Here is a 23,820-nt window from a genome sequence, read left to right as displayed (position 1 = left end):
CACCGCTCGCGGGACACGCCGTGAACCCGTCCCTGGGGGCTCGGTGGCGGCATCCATGCCGCCACACGGTCCCGCAAGCGGCGAGGGCACCGCACCAGAAAGTTTGCCGGCTGTTTTATTGAAAACCATGCACACCAGCCAACTCGACTGGTCCTTGCCCGCCCACCGTCGCGGGACCTTACGCGGCATGGATGCCGCGTAAGAGCCTGTTCAAAGTCTTCTAAGCAGCAACGCCAGGAATGCCAGGTGGATCATCTGCAAGCTGGTGTTGAGTTGACGCTCGCAATTTTTCCATAGCCTTCGGTTCTTCTCTAACCATGCAAAGCTGCGCTCCACGATCCAGCGCTTGGGCATGACCTTGAAGGTGTGCAGCTCGCTGCGCTTTGCGATCTGCACTTTGACCGTCTTGCCCAAGCTCTCGCGCACTCCCTGCGCAAACCGCTCACCGACATAGCCGCCATCGCACAGTAAGCTTTTGACACGCTTCAAACTCGGCTTGCCGTGTTCAAGCGCGATTAGCGCACCCTTACGATCGGTCACCTCCGCCGTCGTCACCGCAATGGCGTGCGGCAAGCCTTGCGTGTCTACGGCGATGTGCCGCTTGATTCCGGCAACTTTCTTGCCTGCGTCATAGCCTTTCTGACTCGCCGTGTCCGTGTTCTTCACGCTCTGCGCGTCGACGATCAAGAACTTGCTGCATGCGTTGCGCCCCAGTTTCTCGCGGGCCGCGCCAACCTGATTTTTTTAACGCCCGCTCCAGCAGGCTCACTCCGTGCTCATCCACTTCGCTCCAAATCTGGAAGTACGCATGCACCGTGCGCCACTTGGGAAACGTCTCGGGCAACATCCGCCACTGGCAACCACTCTTGAGCAGATAGAGCACCGCGCAAAACACCTCGTACAAATCGACCTTGCGTGGCGCGGTCTTCTTGCGTGCACCTTCAAGCAAAGCGCGGATCTGCTCAAACTGCTCACGGCTGATGTCACTGGGATAGCGTGCTCTCATCTCCATATGATCGGATATTTCGGGCAGACTTTGAACAGGTTCTAAGACCTGCATGGATCAAAGTGGCTGATGCACTTCTGCGTTCGGCGCGAGATGGGTGCGCGGCCGCTAGGCGGAATCAGCCGGATCCGACCTCGTCTGGCACCAGGTCTCCGCTACAGGATGCTGCGCAAGCAACGCTTGGCCCAGCGCATTAAAAGTTTCCATAGCAATCAATCGCTTGTGGCTGCGTCGCTTAAATCTTTGTCCTGCAAGGCTTTCTGTACAGGCGCGCAGCCGCGCAGGGCTGGCGTAATACGCAGTGCTTGACAGCCTTTGGTCTGGTGATGTCTTTTGCATACATGCCTAACGCTTCCGCCATCGTATCGCTCCTTTGCCAGCCGCATCTGCGGCAGGGTGCGGGCGTGGCCGGCATTAGCACCACCATTACCACCGCCACCATTCGCCCGGTGCGGTCCGTCGTCTTCGCGTAATTTCCGAAAACAACGGCCCCGCACCCGGATCAGGATGCGGGGGCTTTCCTCCCTCATCTGATGCGGACGGGGCCTCCCTAACGAGGTCTGTCGATGTCATCGCTTGTCGTTTCGTTCGAACCCGCTGCTGTTCCCGCGCCCGCTGCGCGCACCGTTGTGCACAAATTTGGCGGCACGTCGGTGGCCGATGCCGAGCGCTACCGGCATGTGGCGCAGCTGTTGCTTGCACGCGAGGAGACGGTGCAGGTCACCGTGGTGTCGGCGATGAAGGGCGTGACCGACGCGTTGATCGAATTGGCCGAACTGGCGGCGCAAGACCGCCCCGAGTGGCGCGATCGCTGGCATGAAACGCGGGCGCGCCATCGCGGTGCGGCAGTGGCGTTGCTGGGCGAACATTCCGGGCCAACGGTAGAGTGGCTGGACGAGCGCTTCGAGCATCTATCGCAAATCCTCGGCGCGCTGGCGGTGATCGGCGAGCTGCCACGCGAGGTGCTCGATCGCGTGCAAGGCCTGGGCGAGGTGTATTCGGCGCAATTGCTTGGCGATCACTTTCGCGCGCTTGGCGAAGACTGTGCAGTGCTGGATGCGCGCGATGTGCTGGTGGTCAATCGCGGCGAACTCGGCGTGGATGTGGATTGGGACGTCAGCGCGCAGCGCTTGCAGACCTGGCGCCAGGCGCATCCGCAGACACGCGTTGTGGTCACCGGGTTCGTGGCGCGCGATCGCGCCGACCGCATCACCACGTTGGGCCGCAATGGCAGCGATTATTCCGGCGCGATCTTCGCGGCCTTGTTCGATGCCGATGAGCTGCATATCTGGACCGATGTGGACGGCGTGCTCTCGGCCGACCCGCGTGTGGTGCCAGAAGCGGTGCAGCTGGAAACCTTGAGCTACGACGAGGCCTGCGAGCTGGCGTATTTCGGCGCCAAGGTGGTGCATCCGCAGACAATGTCGCCGGCGATCGAGCGCGGGCTGCCGATCATCATCCGCAATACCTTTCAGCCCGAACATCCGGGCACGCGCATCACCGCCAGCAGCAAGGTCAGCGGGCCGATCAAGGGGCTGACCTTGAGCCCGGATCTGGCCGTGCTCAACCTGGAAGGCACCGGCCTGATCGGCGTGCCGGGCACGGCCGAGCGCGTATTTGCGGCGCTGCGTGTGGCGCAGGTGTCGGTGGTGATGATCTCGCAGGGCTCGTCAGAGCATTCGATCTGTTGCGTGGTCAAACAGCACGAATCCGAGCGCGCGCGTAATGCCTTGCTGCAAGCGTTTGCGCATGAACTTACGGTCGGTCAGGTGCAGCGAGTGCAGCTTACTACCGGCATCAGTGTGCTGGCCGCGGTAGGCGATGGCATGGCTGGGCAGCCCGGTGTGGCGGCGCGGTTGTTCGAGTCGTTGGGGCGTGCGCAGGTCAATATCCTGGCGATCGCGCAGGGCTCGTCGGAGCGCAACATCTCGGTGGCGATCGATGCGGCGCATGCGACCAAGGCCTTGCGTGCGGCGCATGCGGGCTTCTGGTTGTCGCCGCAGACCTTTTCGGTGGGCGTGATCGGGCCGGGCAATGTGGGCGCGGCGTTGTTGGATCAATTGCGCATCGCGCAGCCGCAGTTGCTGGGCAAGGCCAACATCGATCTGCGCCTGCGCGCAGTGGTTTCGCGCGGCCGCATGTTGCTCGACGAGCGCGGCCTGGTCGGCAATTGGCGTGATGCGTTTGCCTCCGCAGCCACTGCCACCGATCTGGAGCAGTTCACCACGCATCTGCTGTCCGCGCACCTGCCGCATACGGTGATCATCGATTGCAGCGGCAGCGCTGAAGTGGCCGATCGCTATGCGCAGTGGCTGGCCGCCGGCATCCACGTGGTGACGCCGAACAAACAGGCCGGCTCCGGCCCGCTGGCGCGCTACAAGGCGATCCGTGCGGCGGCCGATGCCAGCGGTGCGCGCTTCCGTTACGAAGCCACCGTGGGCGCGGGGCTGCCGGTGATCACCACGCTGCGCGATCTGGTCGATACCGGCGATACGGTGACCTCGATCGAAGGCATCTTTTCGGGCACGCTGGCCTGGCTATTCAATAAGTACGACGGCAGCGTGCCGTTCGCCGAGCTGGTCACGCAGGCGCGCGGCATGGGCTATACCGAACCGGATCCGCGCGACGATCTGTCCGGCGTGGATGTGGCGCGCAAGCTGGTGATCCTGGCGCGCGAAGCCGGGCGCGAGATCAGCCTGGAGGACGTGCAGGTCGAGAGTCTGGTGCCCGAAGCTTTGCGCCAGGCCAGCGTCGACGATTTCATGGCGCGCTTGCATGAAGTGGATGCCACGTTCGCACAGCGTCTGGCCGATGCGCGTGCACGCGGCAATGTGTTGCGTTACGTCGCGCAGCTGCCGCCGGATCGTGCGCCCAGCGTGGGTCTGGTCGAGCTGCCGGCCGATCACGCGTTCGCCAATCTGCGTCTGACCGACAACGTGGTGCAATTCACCACGCGCCGCTACTGCGAGAACCCGTTGGTGGTGCAGGGACCGGGCGCGGGGCCGGAGGTCACTGCGGCAGGCGTGTTCGCTGACCTGCTGCGGGTGGCGGCGGGCGAGGGGGCGCGGTTGTGAATCAGGCGTTTGCAAACCAGGCGGCTGTAAATCAAACGGCGCTAAATCAGACAACCGAAGCGAATCACGTGGCGACCGCGACGCAGGGCCTGCACGAAGCACGCGCCTTCGCACCGGCTTCGGTGGCGAATGTGGCAGTAGGATTCGATCTGCTCGGTTATCCCATCGACGGCGTCGGCGACACCGTCACGGTGCGGCGCATCGATGCGCCACTGGTGCGTATCGCCGCCATCCGCGGCACCACCGTGGCCTTGCCGCTGGATGCCGAACGCAACACGGCGGGCGCGGCGTTGATCTCGTTGCGTGCGGCCTTGGCGCTGCCGTTCGGCTTCGAGATAGAGATCGACAAAGGCATCGCCTTGAGTTCGGGCATGGGCGGCTCGGCTGCATCGTGCGTGGCGGCGTTGGTGGCGGCCAACGCGCTGCTGGAGGCGCCGCTGTGCAACGAGCAGCTCTACCAGCACGCACTCGATGGCGAGGCGGTGGCCAGTGGTAGCCGCCATGGCGACAACCTGGGGCCGCTGTTTCTAGGCGGCCTGGTGTTGTGCACGCTGGAGCGTCTGGTGCCGATCAGCGTGCCGGCGGCGTGGCATAGCCTGCTGGTGCATCCGGATGCGGTGTTGGAAACGCGGCGCGCGCGCGAAGCATTGGCTGGCGACTATCAATTGCGCGAGTTCGTCGCGCAGAGCACCAACCTGGCGTTGGTGCTGGCTGGCTGCCATGCCGGCGATGCGGGCCTGGTCCGTGCGGGCTTGCGCGATGTGTTGATCGAGCCACGCCGCGCGCCGTTGATCGCCGGGTTCGCGGCTGCCAAGCAAGCTGCGCTGGATCACGATGCACTGGGTGCCAGCATTTCCGGCGCCGGCCCCAGTGTGTTCGCCTGGTTCGAATCGCGCGCGGCCGCCGACGCTGCGGCCGCGGCAGTGAAGGCCGCATTCGCAGGCGTTGGCCTGGATAGCCAGCACTGGGTGTCTCCGATCGCCAGCCCGGCCGCGCGGTTGCTCGCATGAGTCGGCGCGCGCATGCGGTACTCGACCAATCACGCTTGCAGTGCACGCATGCCGTGCAACCTGCGACGCAGCATTCAACCGACCACCACCTCGCTGATCTGCATCACCGGCGCAAGATCGGTGTAGTTGGGGATGTCGCCCAGGATTTCCTCGGCATGCGGCCCGAAACTGGCGCCGAAGGCCTCCACCGAGTCGCAAAAAATGTGGCACATGCCGATGAAGGGCGGCGTGCTGCCCGGCTCCCCGCCACTGATGCCTTTATCCACCGTGTAACTGAGGCAGGCCGCGCCCATCCGCGCGCTCACCAGCGGCATGTGGGTGTCGCGGTAGTAGGCGTGGTCGAAGCGGGCGCCGTCGCGGTACGGGTACATCACGCTGACCTTGATCATCTGCCTGCTCCACGGAAAGGTGCCCGCAGCATAGCGCCGTGGCGCCGGCGGTGGATGACCATCTGGCCGGGTGCGGCTAGTGCACCGACATCGTCCCAACCGCCCATCCCGGTCTCCGTATTCTCGGGCAATGCCGCGTTGCCCACCTCGTTCTCGCTTTGTCTGGAGTCACCATGAACTTCATCTCCACCCGTGGCGGCGCGCCTGCCGCAAGCCTGAGTCAGGCGATCGCCGCGGGCCTGGCGCCCGATGGCGGCCTGTACGTACCGCAGATCCTGCCGCCGGCACGCACGCTCACGGCCGGCGCTACTCTGGCCGACACCGCCGCTACGTTGCTGCAGCCTTTCTTCGAAGGCGATGCGCTGGCAACAGAGCTGCCGGCCATCTGCGCCGAAGCGTTCGACTTCCCCGCGCCGTTGGTGCCGCTGGCTACGCCCGGCGATTACGCGCTGGAGCTGTTCCATGGGCCGACCGCCGCATTCAAGGATTTCGGCGCGCGCTTTCTTGCCGCCTGTCTGACCCGCCTGCGCCGCGCCGAAGACCGCCCGCTCACGATCCTGGTCGCCACTTCCGGCGATACCGGTGCTGCGGTGGCTGCGGCGTTCCATCGCCAGCCGGGCTTGCGCGTAGTGGTGCTGTATCCGGATGGCCGCGTGTCGCCGCGCCAGGCGCATCAGTTGGGCTGCTTCGGCGACAACATCCAGGCCTTGCGCGTGGCCGGCTCGTTCGACGACTGCCAGGCAATGGTCAAGCAGGCCTTGAGCGATGCCGCGCTGCAGGCGCAGGTGCCGCTGAGTTCGGCCAACAGCATCAGCCTGGGTCGCCTGCTGCCGCAGATGAGCTATTACGCGCATGCCGCTCTGCAACATCATGCCGGCTCGGGCGCGGCGCTGAATCTGGTGGTGCCTACCGGCAATCTGGGCAATGGATTGGCGGCGATCCTGGCGCGCGCGCTCGGTGTGCCGTTGGGCCGCATCGCGCTGGCGTCCAACGCCAATCACGTGTTGCCGGATTATTTTGCCGGCGACGATTACGCGCCGCAGCCCAGCGTGGCGACGCTGGCCAATGCGATGGACGTGGGCGCGCCGAGCAACTTCGAACGGCTGCGCTGGCTCTACCAGGGCGACGATGCCGCGTTGCGCGAGGCATTCCGTGCGTTGTCGGTGGACGATGCGGCGATCCGCCACACCGTGCAGCAGCGCTTTGCGCGCTATGGCGAAGTGCACTGCCCGCACACCGCCACCGCCGTGCACGTACTCGAACAACTGCGCGCAGAAGGGGCCGAGGGCGGAGCCGGCGACTGGGCGGTGGCGGCCACCGCGCATCCGGCCAAGTTCGAGGGCGTGGTGGAGCCGCTGATCGGCCGTGAAGTCGAGGTTCCACCGGCGCTGGCGGCGCTGTTGCAGCGTCCGGCACATGCCGAAGCACTTGCGCCGGACTACGCCGCCTTTCGGCAGCGCCTGCTTGCGGATGCGGCCTGACCCAACGCGTTCAGGCGCCAGGGGTTGGAAAGTTACGCACATGGGGCTATCTCTATCGGGTGCGGCCCCGGCGTGGCGCCGCGTCCGCTGTGGGTTGTTGCATGTCTTATCGAGTGATCGCCGCTGCCATCGCCTTATGCGGTTGGGCAGCGGCTGGAACGGCCAGTGCGGCCGATGCCATTTCCACCGCCCCATTGGCATCGTTGGGGACACCCAGCATGGGGTTGGTGGATGCCCTGGCACGCCAGGCGCCGTCGCTGGACCGCCAGGTGCTGGCCTTGGCTGCCGAGGCGCTGCAATGCGCCCGTCAGCGCCAGCAGGTGGGCGCCGAGCGCGTGCTCAGCGTGATCGACTACAGCAGGCCATCGACCGAGCGCCGGCTTTGGGTGTTCGATCTTGAGCGGCAGCGGCTGCTGTTCCAGGAATGGGTGGCGCACGGGCGCAACACCGGCAACAACCTGGCGGCGAAGTTTTCCAACGACGACGGCAGTTTCCAGTCCAGCCTGGGCGCTTTCACCGCGCAGGAGTCGTATACCGGCCACAACGGTTATTCGTTGCGGCTCAAGGGCCTGGAGCCCGGGTTCAACGACCATGCGCGCGACCGGGCGATCGTGATCCACGGCGCCCCGTATGTCAGCGAGGCGGTGATCCGCTCCCAGGGCCGGCTCGGGCGCAGCCTGGGCTGCCCGGCGGTGCGACCGGCGGTGGCCAAACAGTTGATCGATACCTTGCGTGAAGGCGCCTTCGTGTTCGCCTACTACCCGGACCGTGCCTGGCTGCGGCAATCGCGGCTTTTGAGTGGCGGATGTGGCGCATCGGTGGCGAGTGCGAACGTGGGCGGGCGCTGAGGAGTTGTGTGCAGGTCGCTAGGCGTGGTGTGTCCCGCGATTGGCTTGAAGCGCCAACATTCCTGTCGAATCCTGAGTGGGCCACTTGCGATATCCGCAACTCGGGCCGCCTGCTACACGTTGCGGCTGGTTCTCAGCCAAGTGAGTGCGGGCTGGCATATAGCACCCATGGCGTTGCCGTGTTGGCTTCCGCAGCTAGTGCGTCCGATGGGCAAACTTGCAGTGGCGTGTCAGTTTCAGCCAATCAACCGCCACACCTCAAACCGTCTCGCCGGCCAGGCTGCGCAGTGCCGCGTAATCCAGAATCTGCACCAGATGCAGTTGCGGTAGCGCGATCAGCTGCTGTTGCCTGAGCTTGGTGAAGGTGCGGCTCACCGTTTCCACGGTCAGCCCGAGATGGTCGGCAATATCGCTGCGGCTCATCGGCAGCGCCACGGTGTCGCCGCTGGCACCGGGCTGGGTGGAGCGCGCCGCCAGCCTCAGCAGGAAATGCGCTAGCCGCTCGCTGGGTTGCAGGCGCGCCAGCAGCAGGCCGGTGTCCTGCGCGGCGGCCAGTTCCATGCTGGCGCGCTGCAGCAGCTTGCGTTCCAACTGCGGGTAGCGATCGCGCACCTGGCGCATCTGTGTGATCGGCGTGCGGCAGACCCGGCTGTCGATGATGGCTTCGATGTCGTGGCGGTGCTGTGGCGTTTCGGTCAGCCCCACATAGTCGCCGGGCAACACGAATCCGGTGATCTGGCGGCGTCCGTCGGCCAGCGTGCGTACCAGCCGCAACGCGCCGGAGGTGACGGTGTAGACGTGATGGCGGCTCTCGCCCGCGCGCACCAGGGTGCTGCCGGGCGCATAGGTCTGGGCGTGGGTGGCCTGATCCAGTGCTTCCATTTCCTGTGGCGACAGCGCCGCGCAGATGGCCCGGCCGCGCACCGCACACTGCGCGCATTCGGAATGGCGCGCGTCGCTGCCCGATACGGCGCTTGGCACCGCACAGTTCGTGCTGGGATCTGAAAGCTGCCGGTACATGGGCCACGCATTGCCAAGAGGCGCTGCAATGATACGCCATGCGGTCAGCGCGGCCGCCAGCCGGTAGAATTGCGCGTTCGCCACATTGCCCTGCAGGAGTTTCGCTCGTGATCAAGCCCCGTACGCCGCCCGGCATCATGGAATTGCTGCCGCGCGAGCAGATCGCGTTCCAGCGCATGCTGGACGTCATCCGCCGCAATTACGAGCGGTTCGGGTTCCTGCCGGTCGAAACCCCGGTGTTCGAACTGTCCGATGTGCTGTTGACCAAATCCGGCGGCGAGACCGAGCGCCAGGTGTACTTCGTGCAGTCCACCGGCGCGCTGGCCAATGCGGCTGCTGCCGCCGACGAGGGCGCCGAGAGCGGCGGCCTGCCGGAGCTGGCGCTGCGCTTCGACCTCACCGTGCCGCTGGCGCGCTATGTGGCCGAGCACGAGCACGAGTTGAGCTTCCCGTTCCGCCGCTATCAGATGCAGCGCGTGTACCGCGGCGAGCGTGCCCAGCGCGGGCGTTTCCGCGAGTTCTACCAGTGCGACATCGACGTGATCGGCAAGGATGCGCTGAGCATCCGTTACGACGCCGAAGTGCTGGCGGTGATCCACGCGGTGTTTGCCGAACTGGGCATCGGCGATTTCAAGGTGCAGTTGAACAACCGCAAGCTGCTGCGCGGCTTTTTCGAAAGCCTGGGCGTGGCCGAGGGCGAGCTGCAGCTGGCGGTGCTGCGCGAGGTCGACAAGATCGACAAGCGCGGCGCCGATTACGTGCGCGATACGCTGGTGGGCGAGGGCTTCGGCATTGCTGCCGAACAGGTCGACAAGATTCTGGCCTTCGTGGCGGTGCGCTCGAACGGGCATGCCGATGCGCTGGCGCAGTTGCAGGCGCTGGACGCCTCGGTCGGTGCGAGCGCGACGCTGGGCGAGGGCATTGCCGAACTGCGCGAGGTCCTTGAATTGGTCAAGGCGCTGGGCGTGCCCGAGAGCGCGTACTGCCTGAACTTCTCGATCGCACGTGGGCTGGATTACTACACCGGCACCGTCTACGAGACCACGCTGACCGACCACCCGCAGATCGGCTCGATCTGCTCGGGCGGCCGTTACGAAAGCCTGGCCAGCCATTACACCAAGTCCAAATTGCCCGGCGTGGGCATTTCGATCGGTCTGACCCGGCTGTTCTGGCAGCTGCGCGAAGCCGGCCTGATCCAGGGCATCGCCGAAAGCAGCGTGCACGCGATGGTGGCGTTGATGGACGAGTCGCGCCTGGGCGATGCGCTGGATATCGCGCGCCGGTTGCGCATCGGTGGCATCAATACCGAAGTGCAGATGGAACCGAAAAAGATCCGCAAGCAGTTCCAGTACGCCGCGCGTGCGGGCATCCGCTTCGTGGTGCTGGCCGGCGACGACGAACTGGCGCGTGGGGTGGTGGCGGTCAAGGACCTGGTGCGCGAGCAGCAGTTCGACGTCGCCCGCGACGAGCTGGCCAGCACCTTGCTGGTGGAGCTGGAGCAGGCCAAGGCGATGTTGGTGGCTGGTGGCGTCAAGGCCGATTGAGGCGCTGGCCGGCCAGCTAGGGAATGCAGCCAGGTTGGTACAGCGTAGGCGATGGCGCCCCCGGGTACCGATGCGGAAACAAACCCACTGACACCTCGCTGTCGGTGGGTTTTTCGTTTCTGATCCGCAGCAGGGTCCGCTACTTCGCTGAACGCTTCGGACTGCAGCGCTTGTCCTACGGACCCTGATTGCGTTAACGTACTAACACGCTATTACATTAACGCAATGAAACAACGACCCGCTCCCCGCGAAAGTGCCGATGTCGCTGCCTCCCTCAAGATGCTGGCGGATGCCCTGGCGTGCCTGAAGGAGCCCGGCGCGGTCGAGGCCTTTCTGCGCGATCTGTGCACGCCTGCCGAGCTGGAGGCCATGTCCGACCGTTGGCGGGTGGTGCCGTTGTTGATCAAGGGCGTGCCGTATCGCGAGATCCACGAGCTGACCCAGGTCAGCGTGACCACCATCGGGCGCGTTGCACGCACCCTGGAACACGGTGCCGGCGGCTATGCCACGGCCCTGCGCGAGCAATCGGCGCGCCCTGTCGAATCCCACTGAGAGAACAAGATGAGTGCTTCCACGGCAGCACCGGCACGTGACCGGTTGCGTATCGCCATCCAGAAGAGCGGCCGCCTGGCCGAACCGGCGCGCAGCTTGTTGGCCGCCTGCGGGCTGAGCTGGCGGCAGAGCCGCGACAAGTTGTTCTGCTACGGCGAATCGCTGCCGGTGGACCTGCTACTGGTACGCGACGACGACATCCCCGGCCTGATCGCCGACGGCGTCTGCGACCTGGGCATCGTCGGCCAGAACGAGCTCGAGGAGCAGGCATCCGAGCGCCGCCGCAATGGCTTGCCAGCCGCGTATCACGCGGTGCGCGGGGTCGGTTTCGGTCAGTGCCGCCTGATGCTCGCGGTACCGGAGGAATGGGACTGGCAGGGTGTGGCGCAACTGGCCGGCAAGCGTATCGCCACCAGCTACCCGGCGATCCTGGCCGACTGGCTGGAGCGCCAGGGCATCGACGCGGCGGTGGTGGAGCTCTCCGGCTCGGTGGAAATCGCACCGCGCCTGGGCACCGCCGATCTGATCTGCGATCTGGTCTCCAGCGGCGCCACCCTGGCCGCCAATCAGCTCAAGCCGGTCGAACTGGTGATGGAAAGCGAGGCCGTCCTTGCCGGCGCAGTGCGCGAACCGGCAGATGCGCGTGCCGCCTTGTTGGCCATGCTGCTGCGGCGCATGGACGGCGTGCTCAAGCTGCGCGACAGCAAGCTGCTGATGTTCCGCGCCGAACAGGACAACGTGGATGCGCTGCGCCGCTTGCTGCCCGACGCCGACCCACTGGAGCAGTTGCCAGACGATGGGAACGGCGTCCTGCGGTTGCAGACCATGTGCCATGGCGCGGTGACCTGGCAGCGGCTGGAAGAACTCGAACGCGCAGGTGCGCAAGGTTTGATGGTGTTGACGGTGGAGCGCTCGCTGGCATGAACATTCTCGATTGGTCGCAACTGGACGCTGCTGCGCGCAGCCAGGCATTGACCCGCCCGGTGCAGACCGTGGCCACGCAGACACGCGATGCGGTCGCTGCGTTGATTGCCGATGTGCGCGCCCGCGGCGATGCCGCATTGCGCGACATCACTGCGCGCTTCGATGGCGTGTCGCTGGAGAGCTTCGCCGTGAGCGAAGCCGAATTCGCCGCCGCCGAAGCGGCGGTGGCCCCGGAACTGCGTCAGGCCATGCAGGACGCTGTGGCGCGGATCGACACCTTTCACCGCGCCGGCATGAGCGCAGGCTATGCGGTGGAAACCGCGCCGGGCGTGGTGTGCGAAAAGATCGTGCGGCCGATCGGCCGGGTCGGCCTGTATGTGCCGGCCGGAAGCGCGCCGTTGCCGTCGACCGCCCTGATGCTCGGCGTGCCGGCGCGCCTGGCCGGTTGCCGTGAGGTGGTGCTGTGCACGCCGCCGCGCAAGGACGGCAGCGTGGATCCAGCGGTGCTGGTCGCCGCGCAGCTCACCGGCGTGCGCCGCGTGTTCAAGCTCGGTGGTGCGCAGGCGATTGCGGCGATGGCGTATGGCACCGAATCGGTGCCGAGTTGCGACAAGTTGTTCGGCCCTGGCAACAGCTTCGTTACCGAAGCCAAGCAGCAGGTGGCGCAGTCCGGCGCGGCGGCGATCGACATGCCGGCTGGCCCGTCTGAAGTGCTGGTGATCGCCGATGCCGGTGCGCAGCCGGCCTTTGTCGCCGCCGATCTGCTCTCGCAGGCCGAACATGGCCCGGATTCGCAGGTATTGCTGTTGTCCGATAGCGATGCGTTGATTGCAGCCGTAGAGGCGCAGCTGGAAGTTCAGCTGGCGCAGCTGTCGCGCGCAGAGATCGCGCGCCAGGCTCTGGCGCAATCGCGCCTGATCAAGGTGACCACGCTGGACGAAGCGTTTGCGATCAGCAACCGCTATGCGCCGGAACACCTGATTCTTGCACTGCGCGAACCGCGTGCGTGGCTGAGCCAGGTCGAAGCGGCCGGTTCAGTGTTTCTGGGCGATTACACGCCCGAAGCGCTCGGCGATTACTGCAGCGGCACCAACCATGTATTGCCGACCAGCGGCGCGGCACGCGCCTATAGCGGCGTGAGCGTGGCCAGCTTCCAGAACATGGTCAGCGTGCAGGCCGCCAGCAAGGCCGGCATCGACGGCATCGGCGAATGCGCATTGATTCTGGCGCGCGCCGAAGGCCTGGATGCGCACGCCAATGCGGTGGCGTTGCGCATGGGAGTGGCAGCATGAGGACCACATCGATTCTTGATCTTGTGCGTGAGGACCTGCGCGCCTTCGCCGGCTACTCGTCGGCACGTACCAGCGCCTTGCAGGGCGATGTGTGGCTCAACGCCAACGAGTCGGCGTGGGGAAATCCGGCCGACCCGGGCGCCAGCACGCGGCGCTATCCGGATCCGCAACCCAAGGGTTTGCGCAGCGCGCTGGCGACGCTGTACGGCTGCGCGCCCGAGCAGCTGTTGATCGGCCGCGGCAGCGACGAGGCGATCGATCTGCTGGTGCGCGGCCTGTGCGTGCCCGAGCGCGATGCGGTGGTGGTGACCCCGCCGGTGTTCGGCATGTACGCGGTGTGTGCGCGCTTGCAGAACGCGCCGTTGGTCGAAGTGCCGCTGGTGGACGGGCCTGAGGGTTTCCACGCGGACATCCCGGTGATTGTCCAAGCAGCGTTGGCCGCGCGTGCCAAGTTGGTGTTCCTGTGTTCGCCGTCCAACCCGGCCGGCTCGGCGATTGCGTTGGACGAGATCGAAACCACCTTGCAGGCATTGCAGGGCAAAGCGCTGGTGGTTGTCGACGAAGCCTATGGCGAATTCTCCGATGTGCCATCGGCAGTGCGTCTGCTTGCGCGCTACGACAATCTGGCCGTGTTGCGCACGCTGTCCAAGGCGCATGCGCTGGCGGCGGCACGCATCGGCAGCCTGATCGCCAACGCCGAATTGATCGCCTTGCTGCGGCGCTGCCAGGCGCCGTACCCGGTGCCGACCCCGTGCGCGGCGATGGCCGAGCAGGCCTTGTCCGCGCCGGCGCTGGAAGTCACCCGTCGGCGCATTGCGGAGGTGCGCAGCGAGCGCACACGCGTGCACAAGGCGCTTGAACAACTGGCCGGTGTGCGTCAGGTGTATCCCTCGCAAGGCAACTTCCTGCTGGTGCGCTTCGACGATGCCGAAGCGGCATTTCAGGCGCTGCTGGAGGCCGGTGTGGTGGTGCGCGACCAACGCGCGGTGCCGCAGCTGTTCGATGCACTGCGCATCACCCTGGGCACGCACGAACAGAACGAGCGCGTGTTGAGCGCGCTGCGACGCAAGCAGGAGGCCGCCGCATGACCCCGATTCTTTTCGTCGACCGCGACGGCACGCTGATCACCGAGCCGGCCGATTACCAGATCGACGCCTACGAAAAACTGCGCTTCGTCGACAACGTGATTCCGGCGATGCTGAAGTTGCGCGATGCCGGCTATCAATTCGTCATCGTCAGCAATCAGGACGGCCTGGGCAGCGAAAGCTATCCGCGCGCGTCGTTCGATGGCCCCAACAACCTGATGCTGCAGATCTTCGCCAGCCAGGGCATCGTGTTCCGCGAAGTGTTGATCGATTGCAGCTGGCCCGCCGACAACGCGCCCACGCGCAAGCCCGGCGTCGGCCTGATGGTGCCGTATCTGCAGGATCGCAATATCGATTGGGCACGCTCGGCGATGGTGGGCGACCGCATCACCGACATCCAGTTCGCGCAGAACCTCAATATCCGTGGCTTCCAGCTGCGTACCGACGAGTTCGGTGGCGAGTGGGACTGGCCTGGCATCGCACACGAGCTCGCAGATGCGCCACGGCGCGCGGTAGTCCAGCGCAATACCAAGGAAACCAGGATCCGCGTCGAGCTGGATCTGGATCGCGTGGCCGAACCGCACACCGCCACCGGCCTGCCGTTCTTCGATCACATGCTGGAACAGATCGGTAAACACGGCGGCTTTGCGCTGGACATCCACGCCGAAGGCGATCTGCATATCGATGAGCACCACACCATCGAGGACACCGGTCTGGCACTGGGCCAGGCCTTGCGCGAAGCACTGGGCGATAAACGCGGCATCGGCCGTTACGGTTTTGATCCGGAAAGCAGCCCGTGGCGCGTTGCCGGCGACACCGCGCAGCACGGCTTCACGTTGCCGATGGACGAAACCATCGCCAGTGCTGCGCTGGATTTCAGCGGCCGGCCGTACTTCGTGTTCGAAGGCGATTTCAAGCGCGAGCGCGTGGGCGATATGCCCACCGAACTGGTGCCGCATTTTTTCCGTTCGATCTGCGATGCGTCCGGTTTGAATCTGCACCTGAGCGTGCGCGGCGAGAACGATCACCACAAGGTCGAAGCCTGCTTCAAGGCACTGGCACGTGCGCTGCGTCAGGCGATCCGTCGCGAAGGCACCGCACTGCCGTCAACCAAGGGTGCGCTATGACCGACCTTGCGCTGATCGATGCCGGCGGCGCCAATCTGGGCTCGGTGCGCTATGCGTTGGAGCGGCTGGGCGTGGAAGCGCGCGTGGTACGTGATGCCGAAGGATTGCAGGGCGCAGATCGTGTGATTCTGCCCGGCGTCGGCGCCGCACCCGAAGCGATGTCGCGCTTGCGCGCGCAGGGCTTGATCGAACCATTGCGGCAACTGCAGGTGCCGCTGATCGGCATCTGCTTGGGGATGCAATTGCTGTTCGAACATTCCGAAGAAGGCGATGTCGATTGCCTCGGGCTATTGCCAGGCATCGTGCGCCACATGACGCCTGCGCTCGGCATTCGCGTGCCGCATATGGGCTGGAATCAGCTGGTGCCGATGCGCGAATCCGCGTTGCTGGCGGGTCTGCCGGAGCGTGCAAGCGCCTATTTCGTGCATGGCTACGCTGCACCGGTGACGGCCGATACCGTGGCCGCCTGCGATCACGGTGGCTTGTTTACCGCGGTGGTGCAGCAAGGCCTGCGCTGCGGCGCGCAGTTCCACCCCGAGCGTTCGGCCGAGACCGGTGCACGCATCCTGCGCAATTTTCTTGAGATGAGCTTCCCATGAGTTTCACCGTTTACCCGGCGCTGGATATCCGCAACGGCCGCGTGGTGCGTTTGCTGCAAGGCGATTACGCGCGCGAAACCCAGTACGGCGACGATGTGCTGCCGCGCGCGCAGGCGTTTGCCGATGCCGGCGCGCAGTGGATGCATCTGGTCGATCTGGATGCGGCAAAGGCGGGCGGCTACACCTTGGCCGCGATACTTGGCGAGATCGTGCGCCAGACTGGCCTGCATGTGCAGACCGGCGGCGGTGTGCGCTCACGCGACGATGTGGCGCGCATCCTGGATGCTGGCGCCACACGCGTGGTAGTCGGTTCGTTGGCCGTGCGCGAGAGCGAGACCGTCATCGGCTGGCTGCAGGAATTCGGCGCCGACCGGCTGACCATCGCGCTGGATACCAGGCAAGACGCGCACGGCGTCTGGCAATTGCCGGTGCATGGCTGGACCGAAGCGGCCGAGGCCACGCTGGATCAATTGGCCGTCCGTTACGCGCAGGCCGGTCTGCAACATCTGCTATGCACCGACATTGCCCGCGACGGCATGCTGTCCGGCCCGAACATGGACCTGTACGCACACCTGCGCACGCTGGCGCCGCAACTGCAGGTGCAGGTCTCCGGCGGTGCGCGCAATCTGGCCGATGTGGCTGCCGCCAAGGCCGCAGGCTGCGCCGGCATCGTGCTCGGCAAGGCCTTGCTGGAAGGGCATCTGGCCTTGAAGGAGGCACTGGCATGCTGAGTCGCCGCATCATTCCCTGCCTGGACGTGCGCGACGGGCGCGTGGTCAAGGGCGTCAAGTTCCGCGACCACATCGACATGGGCGACATCGTCGAACTGGCGCTGCGGTATCGCGCGCAAGGTGCCGACGAACTGGTGTTCTACGACATCGGCGCCAGCCCGGAAGGACGCTCGGTCGATTACACCTGGGTCGAGCGGGTCGCGCGGCTGATCGATATTCCGTTCTGCGTGGCCGGTGGCATCCGCGATGTGGACACCGCGCGCGCGGTGCTGCATGCCGGCGCCGACAAGATTTCGATCAACTCGCCCGCACTTGGCCGCCCACAACTGATTTCCGAACTGGCCGACGCCTTCGGCGTGCAATGCGTGGTGGTCGGTGTCGATTCGATTCGTGAGGAAGATGGTGAGTGGCGCGTGCGTCGCTATACCGGCGATCCGAGCAAGACGCAGGCCTTGCCGATGCGCACGCTGGATTGGGTGGCCGAAGCGCAGCGCCTGGGTGCTGGCGAGATCGTGCTCAACTGCATGGACAACGATGGCGTGCGGCGTGGCTACGACATCGCGCAGCTGCGTCAGGTGCGCGCGCTGTGCCACGTGCCGTTGATCGCCTCCGGCGGTGCCGGCGAGATGCAGCATTTTGCCGATGTATTCGACCAGGCCGATGTCGATGGCGCATTGGCCGCCAGCGTGTTTCATAGCGGCGCGATTCCGATCCCGGACCTCAAGCAATTCCTGCGCGCGCAACAGATCGAGGTACGTGATGGGCAGTAACGACAACGAGACGGCAGCGGGCGACGCGCTCGCCACGCTGGACTGGAGCAAGGGCGACGGCTTGCTGCCGGTGGTCGTGCAGGACGCCGACAACCTGCGCGTGCTGATGCTGGGTTACATGAACGCCGAAGCGCTTGCGGTCACCCAGCAACGTGGCGAAGTCACCTTCTTCAGCCGCAGCAAGCAGCGTTTGTGGACCAAGGGCGAGAGTTCGGGCAATGTCTTGCGCGTGGTGTCGATCGAGACCGATTGCGATGCCGACACGCTGCTGGTGCAGGCGCGCCCGCATGGGCCAACCTGCCATCTTGGCCGCACCAGCTGTTTCCCGAATGCGCCGGGCCAGTTCCTCGGCAGCCTGGATGCCTTGATCGCCACGCGCGAACACGAGCGCCCGCACGGCAGCTACACCACCAAACTGTTCGAGCAGGGCATTCGCCGCATCGCGCAAAAAGTGGGCGAAGAGGGCGTGGAAACCGCACTGGCCGGCGTGGTGCAGGGCGATGCCGAGTTGCTGGGCGAATCGGCCGATCTGCTGTATCACCTGATCGTGCTGCTGCGCGCGCGCGGCCTGGGCCTGGGTGATGCGGTGGCGTTGCTGGAGTCGCGGCACAAGTAACGTGGTCGGGTAGGAGCGCACCTGGGCGCGATGGCCGTTATCGGTAACGCCCCGTCGCGCCCGGGTGCGCTCCTACGGATGTGTCGTTGTGTCTTTCGGCGTTCAAACCCGCGCTGTGCGCCTCGCCACCACGGGTACAATTTCCGCTGATCTTTTCGCGGGAAAACGCATGCAGCTTCGTATCGCTCTGTTGGCCCTGGGATTACTCGCGGGAAGCGCATACGCGCGCGATGCGGTCGTCGATGGCATCGTCTACGAAGAGCGCGACGGGCATGCCGGACGCAGCGCGGACGACCCGGGCATCGCAGGTGTGACAGTTTCCAACGGCGAGCAGCTGGTGCGTACCGATGCGCAAGGCCGCTACCGCTTGCCGGTGCGCGACGGGCAGACGGTGTTCGTGATCAAGCCGGGCGATCGCAGCTTTGTGCCAACCGCCGACGGACTACCGGGTTTCTGGCGTCACTACGCGCCCAACGGTTCGGCCAAGCGCAAGTACCCAGGCATCGCCGCCACCGGGCGCAATACGCACAGCTGGGATTTCGCACTGACCCCGCGCGCAAGTGCTGCCGCCGATGGCTTTCAGATGTTGGTGTTTGCCGACAGCCAGACTGCCAGCCTGGTCGACGTGGGTTACTACCAGCGCGACATCGTGGCGCCGATCGTCGGCAAGACCTCGGCGAAGCTCGGCACCACGCTGGGCGATATCGTCAGCGACGATCTGAGCCTGTATCCGGCCTTGAACAAGGTCACCACGCAGTTGGGCGTGCCATGGTTCCATGTGCCGGGCAATCACGATCTGAATTTCGATGCGGGCGACGATGTGCATTCGCTGGATAGCTGGCGTGCGGTCTACGGCCCGGACACCTATGCGGTGGAAGAGGCCAACGCCAGCTTCGTGTTTCTGGACGATGTGATCTATACGCCCGGCGCTAAGCCTGCGTATGTCGGCGGACTGCGCGAGGATCAATTCGTGTTTCTGCAGGCGTATCTGGCGCAGTTGCCGCGCGAGCGCCTGCTGGTGCTGGGCATGCATATTCCGTTGTTCGATGCAGCGCCGGGGCAGGAAACCTTCCGGCATGCAGATCGCAGTCGCTTGTTTGCGCTGTTGAAGGAGTTTCCGCATGTACTGGTGCTCAGCGGGCACAGCCATACCCAGCGGCAGGTCGACCACGGCGCCGACGAAGGGTGGCAGGGCGCCAAACAGCTGCACGAATACAACGTCGGCGCGGCCTGCGGTGCGTTCTGGTCGGGCGCCAAGGACGGCGACGGCATTCCCACCGCCACGATGAGCGACGGCACGCCGAACGGCTATGCGGTGCTGCAGGTGGCGCCCAGCGGCGACTACACCCTGGCGTATCACGCCGCGCGCTTGGCCGACGACGCGCAACTGCTGTTGCATGCGCCCAAGGTGCTGCGCCAGGGCGCGTATGCGGCGTGGGGCATCTACGCCAATGTGTTCATGGGGCAGGACGATACCGTTGTTCAGATGCGGATCGACAATGGCGCATGGCAGCCGATGAAGCGGGTGGAGCGTGCCGACCCACGCTTGCTGGCCGAGAACGTGCGCGACGATGCGGCCGAGCAATTGCGCGGCTACGACCGCTCGCCAGAGGCCACACCGTCCACGCATCTATGGCGTGGCGCGTTGCCGACCACGCTGAAGGTTGGCGAGCACAGCGTTGAAGTGCGTGCTGCGTTACCGACTGGTGAGTACAGCGCAAACACGGTGTATCGCTTGCAGCGTGCCGATCCTTGATGGAGAGGCGTGCGCCGTGCGTGGGTTCTTGGTGTGGAGCCCATCGCGCATAAATGCGCTCCTACGGCATTTTCTTGGTCGGAACGTTTGCGTTGGATGCGACGCATAAACCCTATCGCCAGAAACACAAACGCCTCCACAAGGGAGGCGTGTTGGGATCCGGGCTGGCAGGCGATGGCGCGCTGGCGGGGATCGATGCTGGCTGGCGTGCGCTGGCTGGCTGCGCGAGTGTAGCGAGGCCGCGCAAGCGCTGACGAAATGAGAATTAGTCTCAGCGCGTTGCAGCTGTCAGGGTGTCGACGGCGCAGGTACAGGCGACGGTTTGCGTGCAGTGGTGGAGGCCGTCGGCAGCTTGGTTTTCGTCGGGCTGTCCGCTGACTCAGCCTCGGAGTCGGCCTTCGGATCGCTTTCCTGCTCGGCTTCGGGCGCAACCTCCAGCGGCGGATACGGATAGGCAACCGCCGGCCCTGCGTGCAGCCCTGCACGCCAGCGTGCCAGCACCGGCGCGATGCGTCTGCCGAGCGATTGCTGCGGCAACGAGGGCAGTTCGCCGTCCTGTTTCTCGCGCGCAGTGATGGCGGCCTTGGCCATATCGAACGCAGCCAAGGGGTCGTCGCGCTGGTTCATCGCATCGATCAGCCAGGCCTGGCCGAAGTAGGTCGCGTTGGAGGTATTGCCGCAGCCGAACGAGGGCCGGTCGGCACGCGCGGCGGTCAGGATCAGCGTGTCGGGCGAGCGCAGCGCCGGAATGAAGCCGCCCGAGTAGCAGGCCGACAGCACGATGATGCGATTGCCGATGCCGGCATCGTCCAGCGCCTTGCGCAGGTCCTGCGGGCTGATGAAATCCTCTTCGTTCTCGTCCACCTGCACGTACAGCGCGTGGTCTTCGGTGCCATGGGTGGTGACGAACAGCAGCAGCGCGTCTTCCTTGCGATCCATGCGCTTGCCGACTGCGGCGAGCGTGTCGTAGAGGTTGTCGTAGGTTGCCAGCGGTGCGTATGGCTGCTCGCCCAGATTGTCCGGGTTATTGACCAGCGTGACCACGCGTCCGCGCGCATCGAAGCGCTGCTCGAACAGCTGCTTGAGGTACAGCGTCTCGTTGCGGAACACATCGTCGCTGGCATCGCCGGCGAAGCCGACCACATACAGATCGGTGACGCCGGAGCGCTGCGGCTGCAGCGCTTTCAACGCCTGCGCAAGCGTGGCCTGGTCGACCGCATCGACCTCGTCCTGAGTTGCCGCAGCCTGGCTCTTCGCAGATTGGCTCGGCAACGCGGCACCTGCATCCGGATGGCAGCCGGCCATCAAGGTCACGATGACGATCAACAGCGACAGGCGCCGCAGCAAGGCGTTCGGTCCGATGGTGAAATGCAGCGACATGAAAAACGCCGAGGTCTGAGAGAAACGGGTGGAGCGCCTGGGCGCAGTGATCGCAACGCAGACCGTGACGTTGCACGACGTTCACTGATCCATTTCAAGCACGTCTTGAAGAACAGGTCTTGCGGAACACGTTTTGTAGAGCGCGCCTTTAAGAGTGGCTGCCAAACTACTGCGCAGCCGCCAGGCGGGTGCGATCGGTGCTCGGAATCGGCATGTACCACTTGTACACTGCGGCCCTCCTATGGATTTGGACGGCGCGCCCAAGGCCGCAGCCTGCGCATGCCACATGCGCGCGCTACATGCCGCATCGAACACCGACTGCACTCACATGCCAATGCGCCCAGCCGGTTTGTCGAGCGCGCTTACAGCACCAGCTGGTTAAAACTCTCCACACGTTGATGGCTACCGACATCCTCGGCCGAGCGCGGGGTGGGGTAGTCCTCCAGACGGTCCAGCAACGCGGTGCGCATGCCCGCACGTTTGGCGGCATCGAGCTCTTCGATCACGTCCGACAAAAACAGGATCTCGCCAGGCGGCACCCCGATGCGTTCGGCAATACGCCGATAGCTGGCGGTCTCGCGCTTGGGGCCCACTTCGGTATCGAACCAGTCGCTGACCAGCCCGCTCAGGTCGCCCGCATCGCTATGCGCGAAGAACAGCTTCTGCGCTGGCACCGAGCCGGACGAATACACATACAGCGGAATGCCGGCCGCATGCCAGGCCTGCAGCTGGATCGCCGCGTCGGCATAGATGTGCGCGGTGAAGTCGGCGGTCTTGTAGCCATCGCCCCAGATCAGCCCCTGCAGGGCCTTGAGCGCGGTGTGCTTGCGGTCTTCGTCGATCCAGGTCTGCAGCGTGCTGACCAGGACCTCGTCGGGCACGTCCTCGCCGATTTCATCGGCCACCTGGTTGAGCCAGTGGCGCACCTGTGGGTGGCTGCCGTGCTCCTGCACATAGGCAGGCATGGCGCGGCGCGCATACGGAAACAACACGTCCTTGACGAACGAGATGCTGCTGGTGGTGCCTTCGATATCGGTGAGGATCGCTTGCGGTCGTGTCATCGTCAGCTGGCCTTGTGAGGTTTCTCGGGGGCGTAGCGGGGGAATTGTTGGGCGATTTCGGTACCGGTGAAGTGGCCGACCCAGCCATCGGGCTCGGTGAAGAAGCGGATCGCCACAAAGTGCGGCTCCGGCCCCATGTCGAACCAGTGCAGGGTGCTGTCGGGCACGGCGATCAGGTCGTCCTTCACGCATTCGATCTCGTAGACCTTGTCGTCCACGTGCAGCGTGAACTGGCCCGAGCCGGCGACGAAGAAGCGCACTTCGTCTTCCTTGTGGAAGTGCTCGTCCAGAAATTTGGCGCGCATTTCTTCGCGCTTGGGATTGTCCGGTGCGATGCTGACCACATCCACGGTCTTCAAGCCGCGCTCGGCGCTCAGCCGCTCGATATCCTCGCGATAGGCGGCCATGACCTGCTCGGGTGTGGCGCCCGGCTCGATCGGCTGCGTGGCCTGCCAGCGCTCGAAGGTCACGCCGATCTTGCTCAGCTCGGCGGCAATCTGCTCGCCGTCGCGGCTATCGAACTGCGCCAGGTTGGGGTCGGAATCGTTGAAGATGCGAAGTCGGCTCATGGCGATCTGGCTCACAAGGTGTAGGGGAGGTGGCGAGGACTCAGCGCGTGCCGCGCAGTTTCAGCAGCTCGAGTTCGCAATGCAGCAGGAACTCGAACGCCTCCAGATGACGGCGCGCCTCGGCCATGTTGCGGCCCCAGGCATACAGGCCGTGTCCTTCGATGAGATACCCCCACAGGTGCTGTTTGTCCAGCAAGGCCTCGACCTGTGCGGCCAGGACCTGCATGTCCTGGGTATTGGCGAACACCGGCACATCCACTGCCGTTTCATGTGTGGTGTTGCCTTCGAAGGCTTTCAACAGCTCATAGCCCTCCAGCCGGATCACGCCACGGCCGGCGTACAGCCGCGAGGCAATGGTCTGCACCGGCGAATGCGTGTGCAGCACGCAGCCGATCTCCGGAAACCGGCGGTACAGCTGGGTGTGCAGCAGGGTTTCGGCAGACGGGCGCAATGGCCGGCCGACCGCCAGGCCATCGAAGTCCACCACCATGATGTCTTCTTCGACCAGGCGGCCCTTGTCGCGGCCGGAGACGGTGATCGCGGCGTGCTGTTCGTCCAGGCGGTGGGAGAAATTGCTGCTGGTGGCGGGCGTCCAGCCGGCCTGGGCCAGCTCGCGGATGTTGCCGATCAACAACTGCGCCAGCTCGTGCAGACGCGCGGCGCTATAGGGCAGGGGGGCAGTGGTCGCATTCATGGACCTATTCTACTGCGCCACTCGATTACGGCCAGGTGCAGCGCAGCAGGGTGTGTTCCTGCCACGCCCTGACTCAAGGCGGGTGGCAAACGTAGCGAGCGCTCGCCTGGCAGTGAGCGCAGTGGTTTTGTTGACTGTCTCTTGTTGGATGCAGTTAGAAGCTCAGGTCAAACGCCTGAGCCGCTGAGTCGCTGAGTCGGTCGAGGGCGCGGTGCCCTCACCGCTCGCGGGACACGCCGTGAACCCGTCCCTGGGGGCTCGGTGGCGGCATCCATGCCGCCACACGGTCCCG

General features: G+C 65.2%; 22 protein-coding genes. 15 read left to right on the top strand and 7 right to left on the bottom strand.

Annotation, left to right across the window (positions count from 1 at the left end):
- Positions 1-210: 210 nt before the first annotated feature.
- A protein-coding gene (locus XcyCFBP4188_RS21390; protein WP_095575269.1) for an IS5 family transposase occupies positions 211-1,006 on the bottom strand; the annotation gives its coding sequence in 2 pieces (ribosomal slippage) (positions 211-745 and positions 744-1,006; 798 coding nt in all).
- A gap of 566 nt (positions 1,007-1,572) precedes the next feature.
- On the opposite strand from XcyCFBP4188_RS21390, the gene thrA reads away from it, so the two are divergent.
- Positions 1,573-4,080 carry a bifunctional aspartate kinase/homoserine dehydrogenase I gene (gene thrA / locus XcyCFBP4188_RS21385; protein WP_104592819.1) on the top strand — a complete coding sequence of 836 codons (2,508 nt, stop codon included), beginning with the start codon at positions 1,573-1,575 and terminating at the stop codon, positions 4,078-4,080.
- Between the two features lie 68 nt (positions 4,081-4,148).
- The gene (locus tag XcyCFBP4188_RS21380; RefSeq protein WP_104592818.1) at positions 4,149-5,090 is read left to right on the top strand and encodes a homoserine kinase; all 942 of its coding nucleotides are present in this window, start codon (positions 4,149-4,151) and stop codon (positions 5,088-5,090) included.
- Between the two features lie 74 nt (positions 5,091-5,164).
- On the opposite strand, the gene XcyCFBP4188_RS21375 is transcribed toward XcyCFBP4188_RS21380, so the two are convergent.
- The gene (locus tag XcyCFBP4188_RS21375) at positions 5,165-5,479 is read right to left on the bottom strand and encodes an EthD family reductase (RefSeq protein WP_006450788.1); all 315 of its coding nucleotides are present in this window, start codon (positions 5,477-5,479) and stop codon (positions 5,165-5,167) included.
- A 173-nt stretch (positions 5,480-5,652) separates the two neighbouring features.
- On the opposite strand from XcyCFBP4188_RS21375, the gene thrC reads away from it, so the two are divergent.
- Positions 5,653-6,960 (top strand): threonine synthase, encoded by a 1,308-nt coding sequence (thrC, locus tag XcyCFBP4188_RS21370; protein ID WP_104592817.1) that lies wholly within the window; start codon positions 5,653-5,655, stop codon positions 6,958-6,960.
- 101 nt (positions 6,961-7,061) lie between these two features.
- The gene (locus tag XcyCFBP4188_RS21365; protein ID WP_104592816.1) at positions 7,062-7,808 is read left to right on the top strand and encodes a murein L,D-transpeptidase catalytic domain family protein; all 747 of its coding nucleotides are present in this window, start codon (positions 7,062-7,064) and stop codon (positions 7,806-7,808) included.
- Positions 7,809-8,066: 258 nt separating this feature from the next.
- On the opposite strand, the gene XcyCFBP4188_RS21360 is transcribed toward XcyCFBP4188_RS21365, so the two are convergent.
- On the bottom strand, positions 8,067-8,732 hold the full coding sequence (locus tag XcyCFBP4188_RS21360; RefSeq protein ID WP_172839308.1) for a Crp/Fnr family transcriptional regulator: 666 nt from the start codon (positions 8,730-8,732) through the stop codon (positions 8,067-8,069).
- 203 nt (positions 8,733-8,935) lie between these two features.
- Here XcyCFBP4188_RS21360 and hisS point away from each other — a divergent pair, with 203 nt between their 5' ends.
- From hisS to XcyCFBP4188_RS21305, 11 genes are all read left to right on the top strand, one after another.
- Positions 8,936-10,372, top strand: a complete 1,437-nt coding sequence (gene hisS / locus XcyCFBP4188_RS21355; RefSeq protein WP_104592815.1) for a histidine--tRNA ligase — start codon at positions 8,936-8,938, stop codon at positions 10,370-10,372.
- Positions 10,373-10,597: 225 nt separating this feature from the next.
- Complete coding sequence (locus XcyCFBP4188_RS21350; protein ID WP_043909021.1) at positions 10,598-10,924, top strand: YerC/YecD family TrpR-related protein; 327 nt, start codon at positions 10,598-10,600, stop codon at positions 10,922-10,924.
- A 9-nt stretch (positions 10,925-10,933) separates the two neighbouring features.
- A complete protein-coding gene (hisG, locus tag XcyCFBP4188_RS21345; RefSeq protein WP_043909020.1) occupies positions 10,934-11,848 on the top strand; it encodes an ATP phosphoribosyltransferase in 915 nt (304 codons plus the stop codon).
- Positions 11,845-13,140: a histidinol dehydrogenase gene (gene hisD, locus XcyCFBP4188_RS21340; protein WP_006450781.1), complete on the top strand. Its 1,296-nt coding sequence runs from the start codon at positions 11,845-11,847 to the stop codon at positions 13,138-13,140. The genes hisG and hisD overlap by 4 nt, the downstream gene beginning before the upstream one ends.
- Positions 13,137-14,228 (top strand): histidinol-phosphate transaminase, encoded by a 1,092-nt coding sequence (gene hisC / locus XcyCFBP4188_RS21335; RefSeq protein WP_074057576.1) that lies wholly within the window; start codon positions 13,137-13,139, stop codon positions 14,226-14,228. Before hisD ends, hisC begins: the two co-directional genes overlap by 4 nt.
- The gene (gene hisB, locus XcyCFBP4188_RS21330) at positions 14,225-15,352 is read left to right on the top strand and encodes a bifunctional histidinol-phosphatase/imidazoleglycerol-phosphate dehydratase HisB (protein WP_006450779.1); all 1,128 of its coding nucleotides are present in this window, start codon (positions 14,225-14,227) and stop codon (positions 15,350-15,352) included. The genes hisC and hisB overlap by 4 nt, the downstream gene beginning before the upstream one ends.
- Positions 15,349-15,951, top strand: coding sequence for an imidazole glycerol phosphate synthase subunit HisH (gene hisH / locus XcyCFBP4188_RS21325; RefSeq protein ID WP_006450778.1), 603 nt, complete (start codon positions 15,349-15,351; stop codon positions 15,949-15,951). Before hisB ends, hisH begins: the two co-directional genes overlap by 4 nt.
- Positions 15,948-16,682, top strand: coding sequence for a 1-(5-phosphoribosyl)-5-[(5-phosphoribosylamino)methylideneamino]imidazole-4-carboxamide isomerase (gene hisA, locus XcyCFBP4188_RS21320; RefSeq protein ID WP_006450777.1), 735 nt, complete (start codon positions 15,948-15,950; stop codon positions 16,680-16,682). Before hisH ends, hisA begins: the two co-directional genes overlap by 4 nt.
- Positions 16,676-17,452 carry an imidazole glycerol phosphate synthase subunit HisF gene (gene hisF / locus XcyCFBP4188_RS21315; protein WP_006450776.1) on the top strand — a complete coding sequence of 259 codons (777 nt, stop codon included), beginning with the start codon at positions 16,676-16,678 and terminating at the stop codon, positions 17,450-17,452. Before hisA ends, hisF begins: the two co-directional genes overlap by 7 nt.
- Positions 17,442-18,068, top strand: coding sequence for a bifunctional phosphoribosyl-AMP cyclohydrolase/phosphoribosyl-ATP diphosphatase HisIE (gene hisIE, locus XcyCFBP4188_RS21310; RefSeq protein WP_006450775.1), 627 nt, complete (start codon positions 17,442-17,444; stop codon positions 18,066-18,068). Before hisF ends, hisIE begins: the two co-directional genes overlap by 11 nt.
- Positions 18,069-18,237: 169 nt before the next feature.
- A complete protein-coding gene (locus tag XcyCFBP4188_RS21305) occupies positions 18,238-19,824 on the top strand; it encodes a calcineurin-like phosphoesterase C-terminal domain-containing protein (RefSeq protein WP_006450774.1) in 1,587 nt (528 codons plus the stop codon).
- Between the two features lie 288 nt (positions 19,825-20,112).
- On the opposite strand, the gene XcyCFBP4188_RS21295 is transcribed toward XcyCFBP4188_RS21305, so the two are convergent.
- The 4 genes from XcyCFBP4188_RS21295 to XcyCFBP4188_RS21280 all read right to left on the bottom strand — a co-directional run bounded on the left by XcyCFBP4188_RS21295 (position 20,113) and on the right by XcyCFBP4188_RS21280 (position 23,528).
- Entirely contained in the window at positions 20,113-21,204 is a 1,092-nt protein-coding gene (locus tag XcyCFBP4188_RS21295; protein ID WP_104592814.1) for a C13 family peptidase, read from the bottom strand.
- A gap of 362 nt (positions 21,205-21,566) precedes the next feature.
- Positions 21,567-22,265: an acireductone synthase gene (gene mtnC, locus XcyCFBP4188_RS21290; RefSeq protein ID WP_006450772.1), complete on the bottom strand. Its 699-nt coding sequence runs from the start codon at positions 22,263-22,265 to the stop codon at positions 21,567-21,569.
- A gap of 2 nt (positions 22,266-22,267) precedes the next feature.
- On the bottom strand, positions 22,268-22,834 hold the full coding sequence (locus XcyCFBP4188_RS21285; RefSeq protein ID WP_043889181.1) for a 1,2-dihydroxy-3-keto-5-methylthiopentene dioxygenase: 567 nt from the start codon (positions 22,832-22,834) through the stop codon (positions 22,268-22,270).
- Positions 22,835-22,874: 40 nt separating this feature from the next.
- Positions 22,875-23,528, bottom strand: a complete 654-nt coding sequence (locus XcyCFBP4188_RS21280; protein ID WP_006450770.1) for a methylthioribulose 1-phosphate dehydratase — start codon at positions 23,526-23,528, stop codon at positions 22,875-22,877.
- Between the last annotated feature and the right edge of the window lie 292 nt (positions 23,529-23,820).

Source organism: Xanthomonas hortorum pv. cynarae (assembly GCF_002939985.1).
Lineage (GTDB): Bacteria > Pseudomonadota > Gammaproteobacteria > Xanthomonadales > Xanthomonadaceae > Xanthomonas > Xanthomonas hortorum_D.
The sequence above is the reverse complement of the archived record's forward strand: the minus strand, read 5'-3'. Positions and strand labels throughout refer to the sequence as shown.

Coding starts and splice junctions, on each gene's coding strand:
- hisH (WP_006450778.1), top strand. CDS start 15,349: ATGACCGACCTTGCGCTGATCGATGCCGGCGGCGCCAATCTGGGCTCG.
- hisD (WP_006450781.1), top strand. CDS start 11,845: ATGAACATTCTCGATTGGTCGCAACTGGACGCTGCTGCGCGCAGCCAG.
- XcyCFBP4188_RS21350 (WP_043909021.1), top strand. CDS start 10,598: ATGAAACAACGACCCGCTCCCCGCGAAAGTGCCGATGTCGCTGCCTCC.
- hisB (WP_006450779.1), top strand. CDS start 14,225: ATGACCCCGATTCTTTTCGTCGACCGCGACGGCACGCTGATCACCGAG.
- XcyCFBP4188_RS21305 (WP_006450774.1), top strand. CDS start 18,238: ATGCAGCTTCGTATCGCTCTGTTGGCCCTGGGATTACTCGCGGGAAGC.
- thrA (WP_104592819.1), top strand. CDS start 1,573: ATGTCATCGCTTGTCGTTTCGTTCGAACCCGCTGCTGTTCCCGCGCCC.
- XcyCFBP4188_RS21280 (WP_006450770.1), bottom strand. CDS start 23,528: ATGAATGCGACCACTGCCCCCCTGCCCTATAGCGCCGCGCGTCTGCAC.
- XcyCFBP4188_RS21295 (WP_104592814.1), bottom strand. CDS start 21,204: ATGTCGCTGCATTTCACCATCGGACCGAACGCCTTGCTGCGGCGCCTG.
- XcyCFBP4188_RS21365 (WP_104592816.1), top strand. CDS start 7,062: ATGTCTTATCGAGTGATCGCCGCTGCCATCGCCTTATGCGGTTGGGCA.
- XcyCFBP4188_RS21375 (WP_006450788.1), bottom strand. CDS start 5,479: ATGATCAAGGTCAGCGTGATGTACCCGTACCGCGACGGCGCCCGCTTC.
- hisIE (WP_006450775.1), top strand. CDS start 17,442: ATGGGCAGTAACGACAACGAGACGGCAGCGGGCGACGCGCTCGCCACG.
- thrC (WP_104592817.1), top strand. CDS start 5,653: ATGAACTTCATCTCCACCCGTGGCGGCGCGCCTGCCGCAAGCCTGAGT.
- hisC (WP_074057576.1), top strand. CDS start 13,137: ATGAGGACCACATCGATTCTTGATCTTGTGCGTGAGGACCTGCGCGCC.
- hisA (WP_006450777.1), top strand. CDS start 15,948: ATGAGTTTCACCGTTTACCCGGCGCTGGATATCCGCAACGGCCGCGTG.
- hisF (WP_006450776.1), top strand. CDS start 16,676: ATGCTGAGTCGCCGCATCATTCCCTGCCTGGACGTGCGCGACGGGCGC.
- hisG (WP_043909020.1), top strand. CDS start 10,934: ATGAGTGCTTCCACGGCAGCACCGGCACGTGACCGGTTGCGTATCGCC.
- mtnC (WP_006450772.1), bottom strand. CDS start 22,265: ATGACACGACCGCAAGCGATCCTCACCGATATCGAAGGCACCACCAGC.
- XcyCFBP4188_RS21285 (WP_043889181.1), bottom strand. CDS start 22,834: ATGAGCCGACTTCGCATCTTCAACGATTCCGACCCCAACCTGGCGCAG.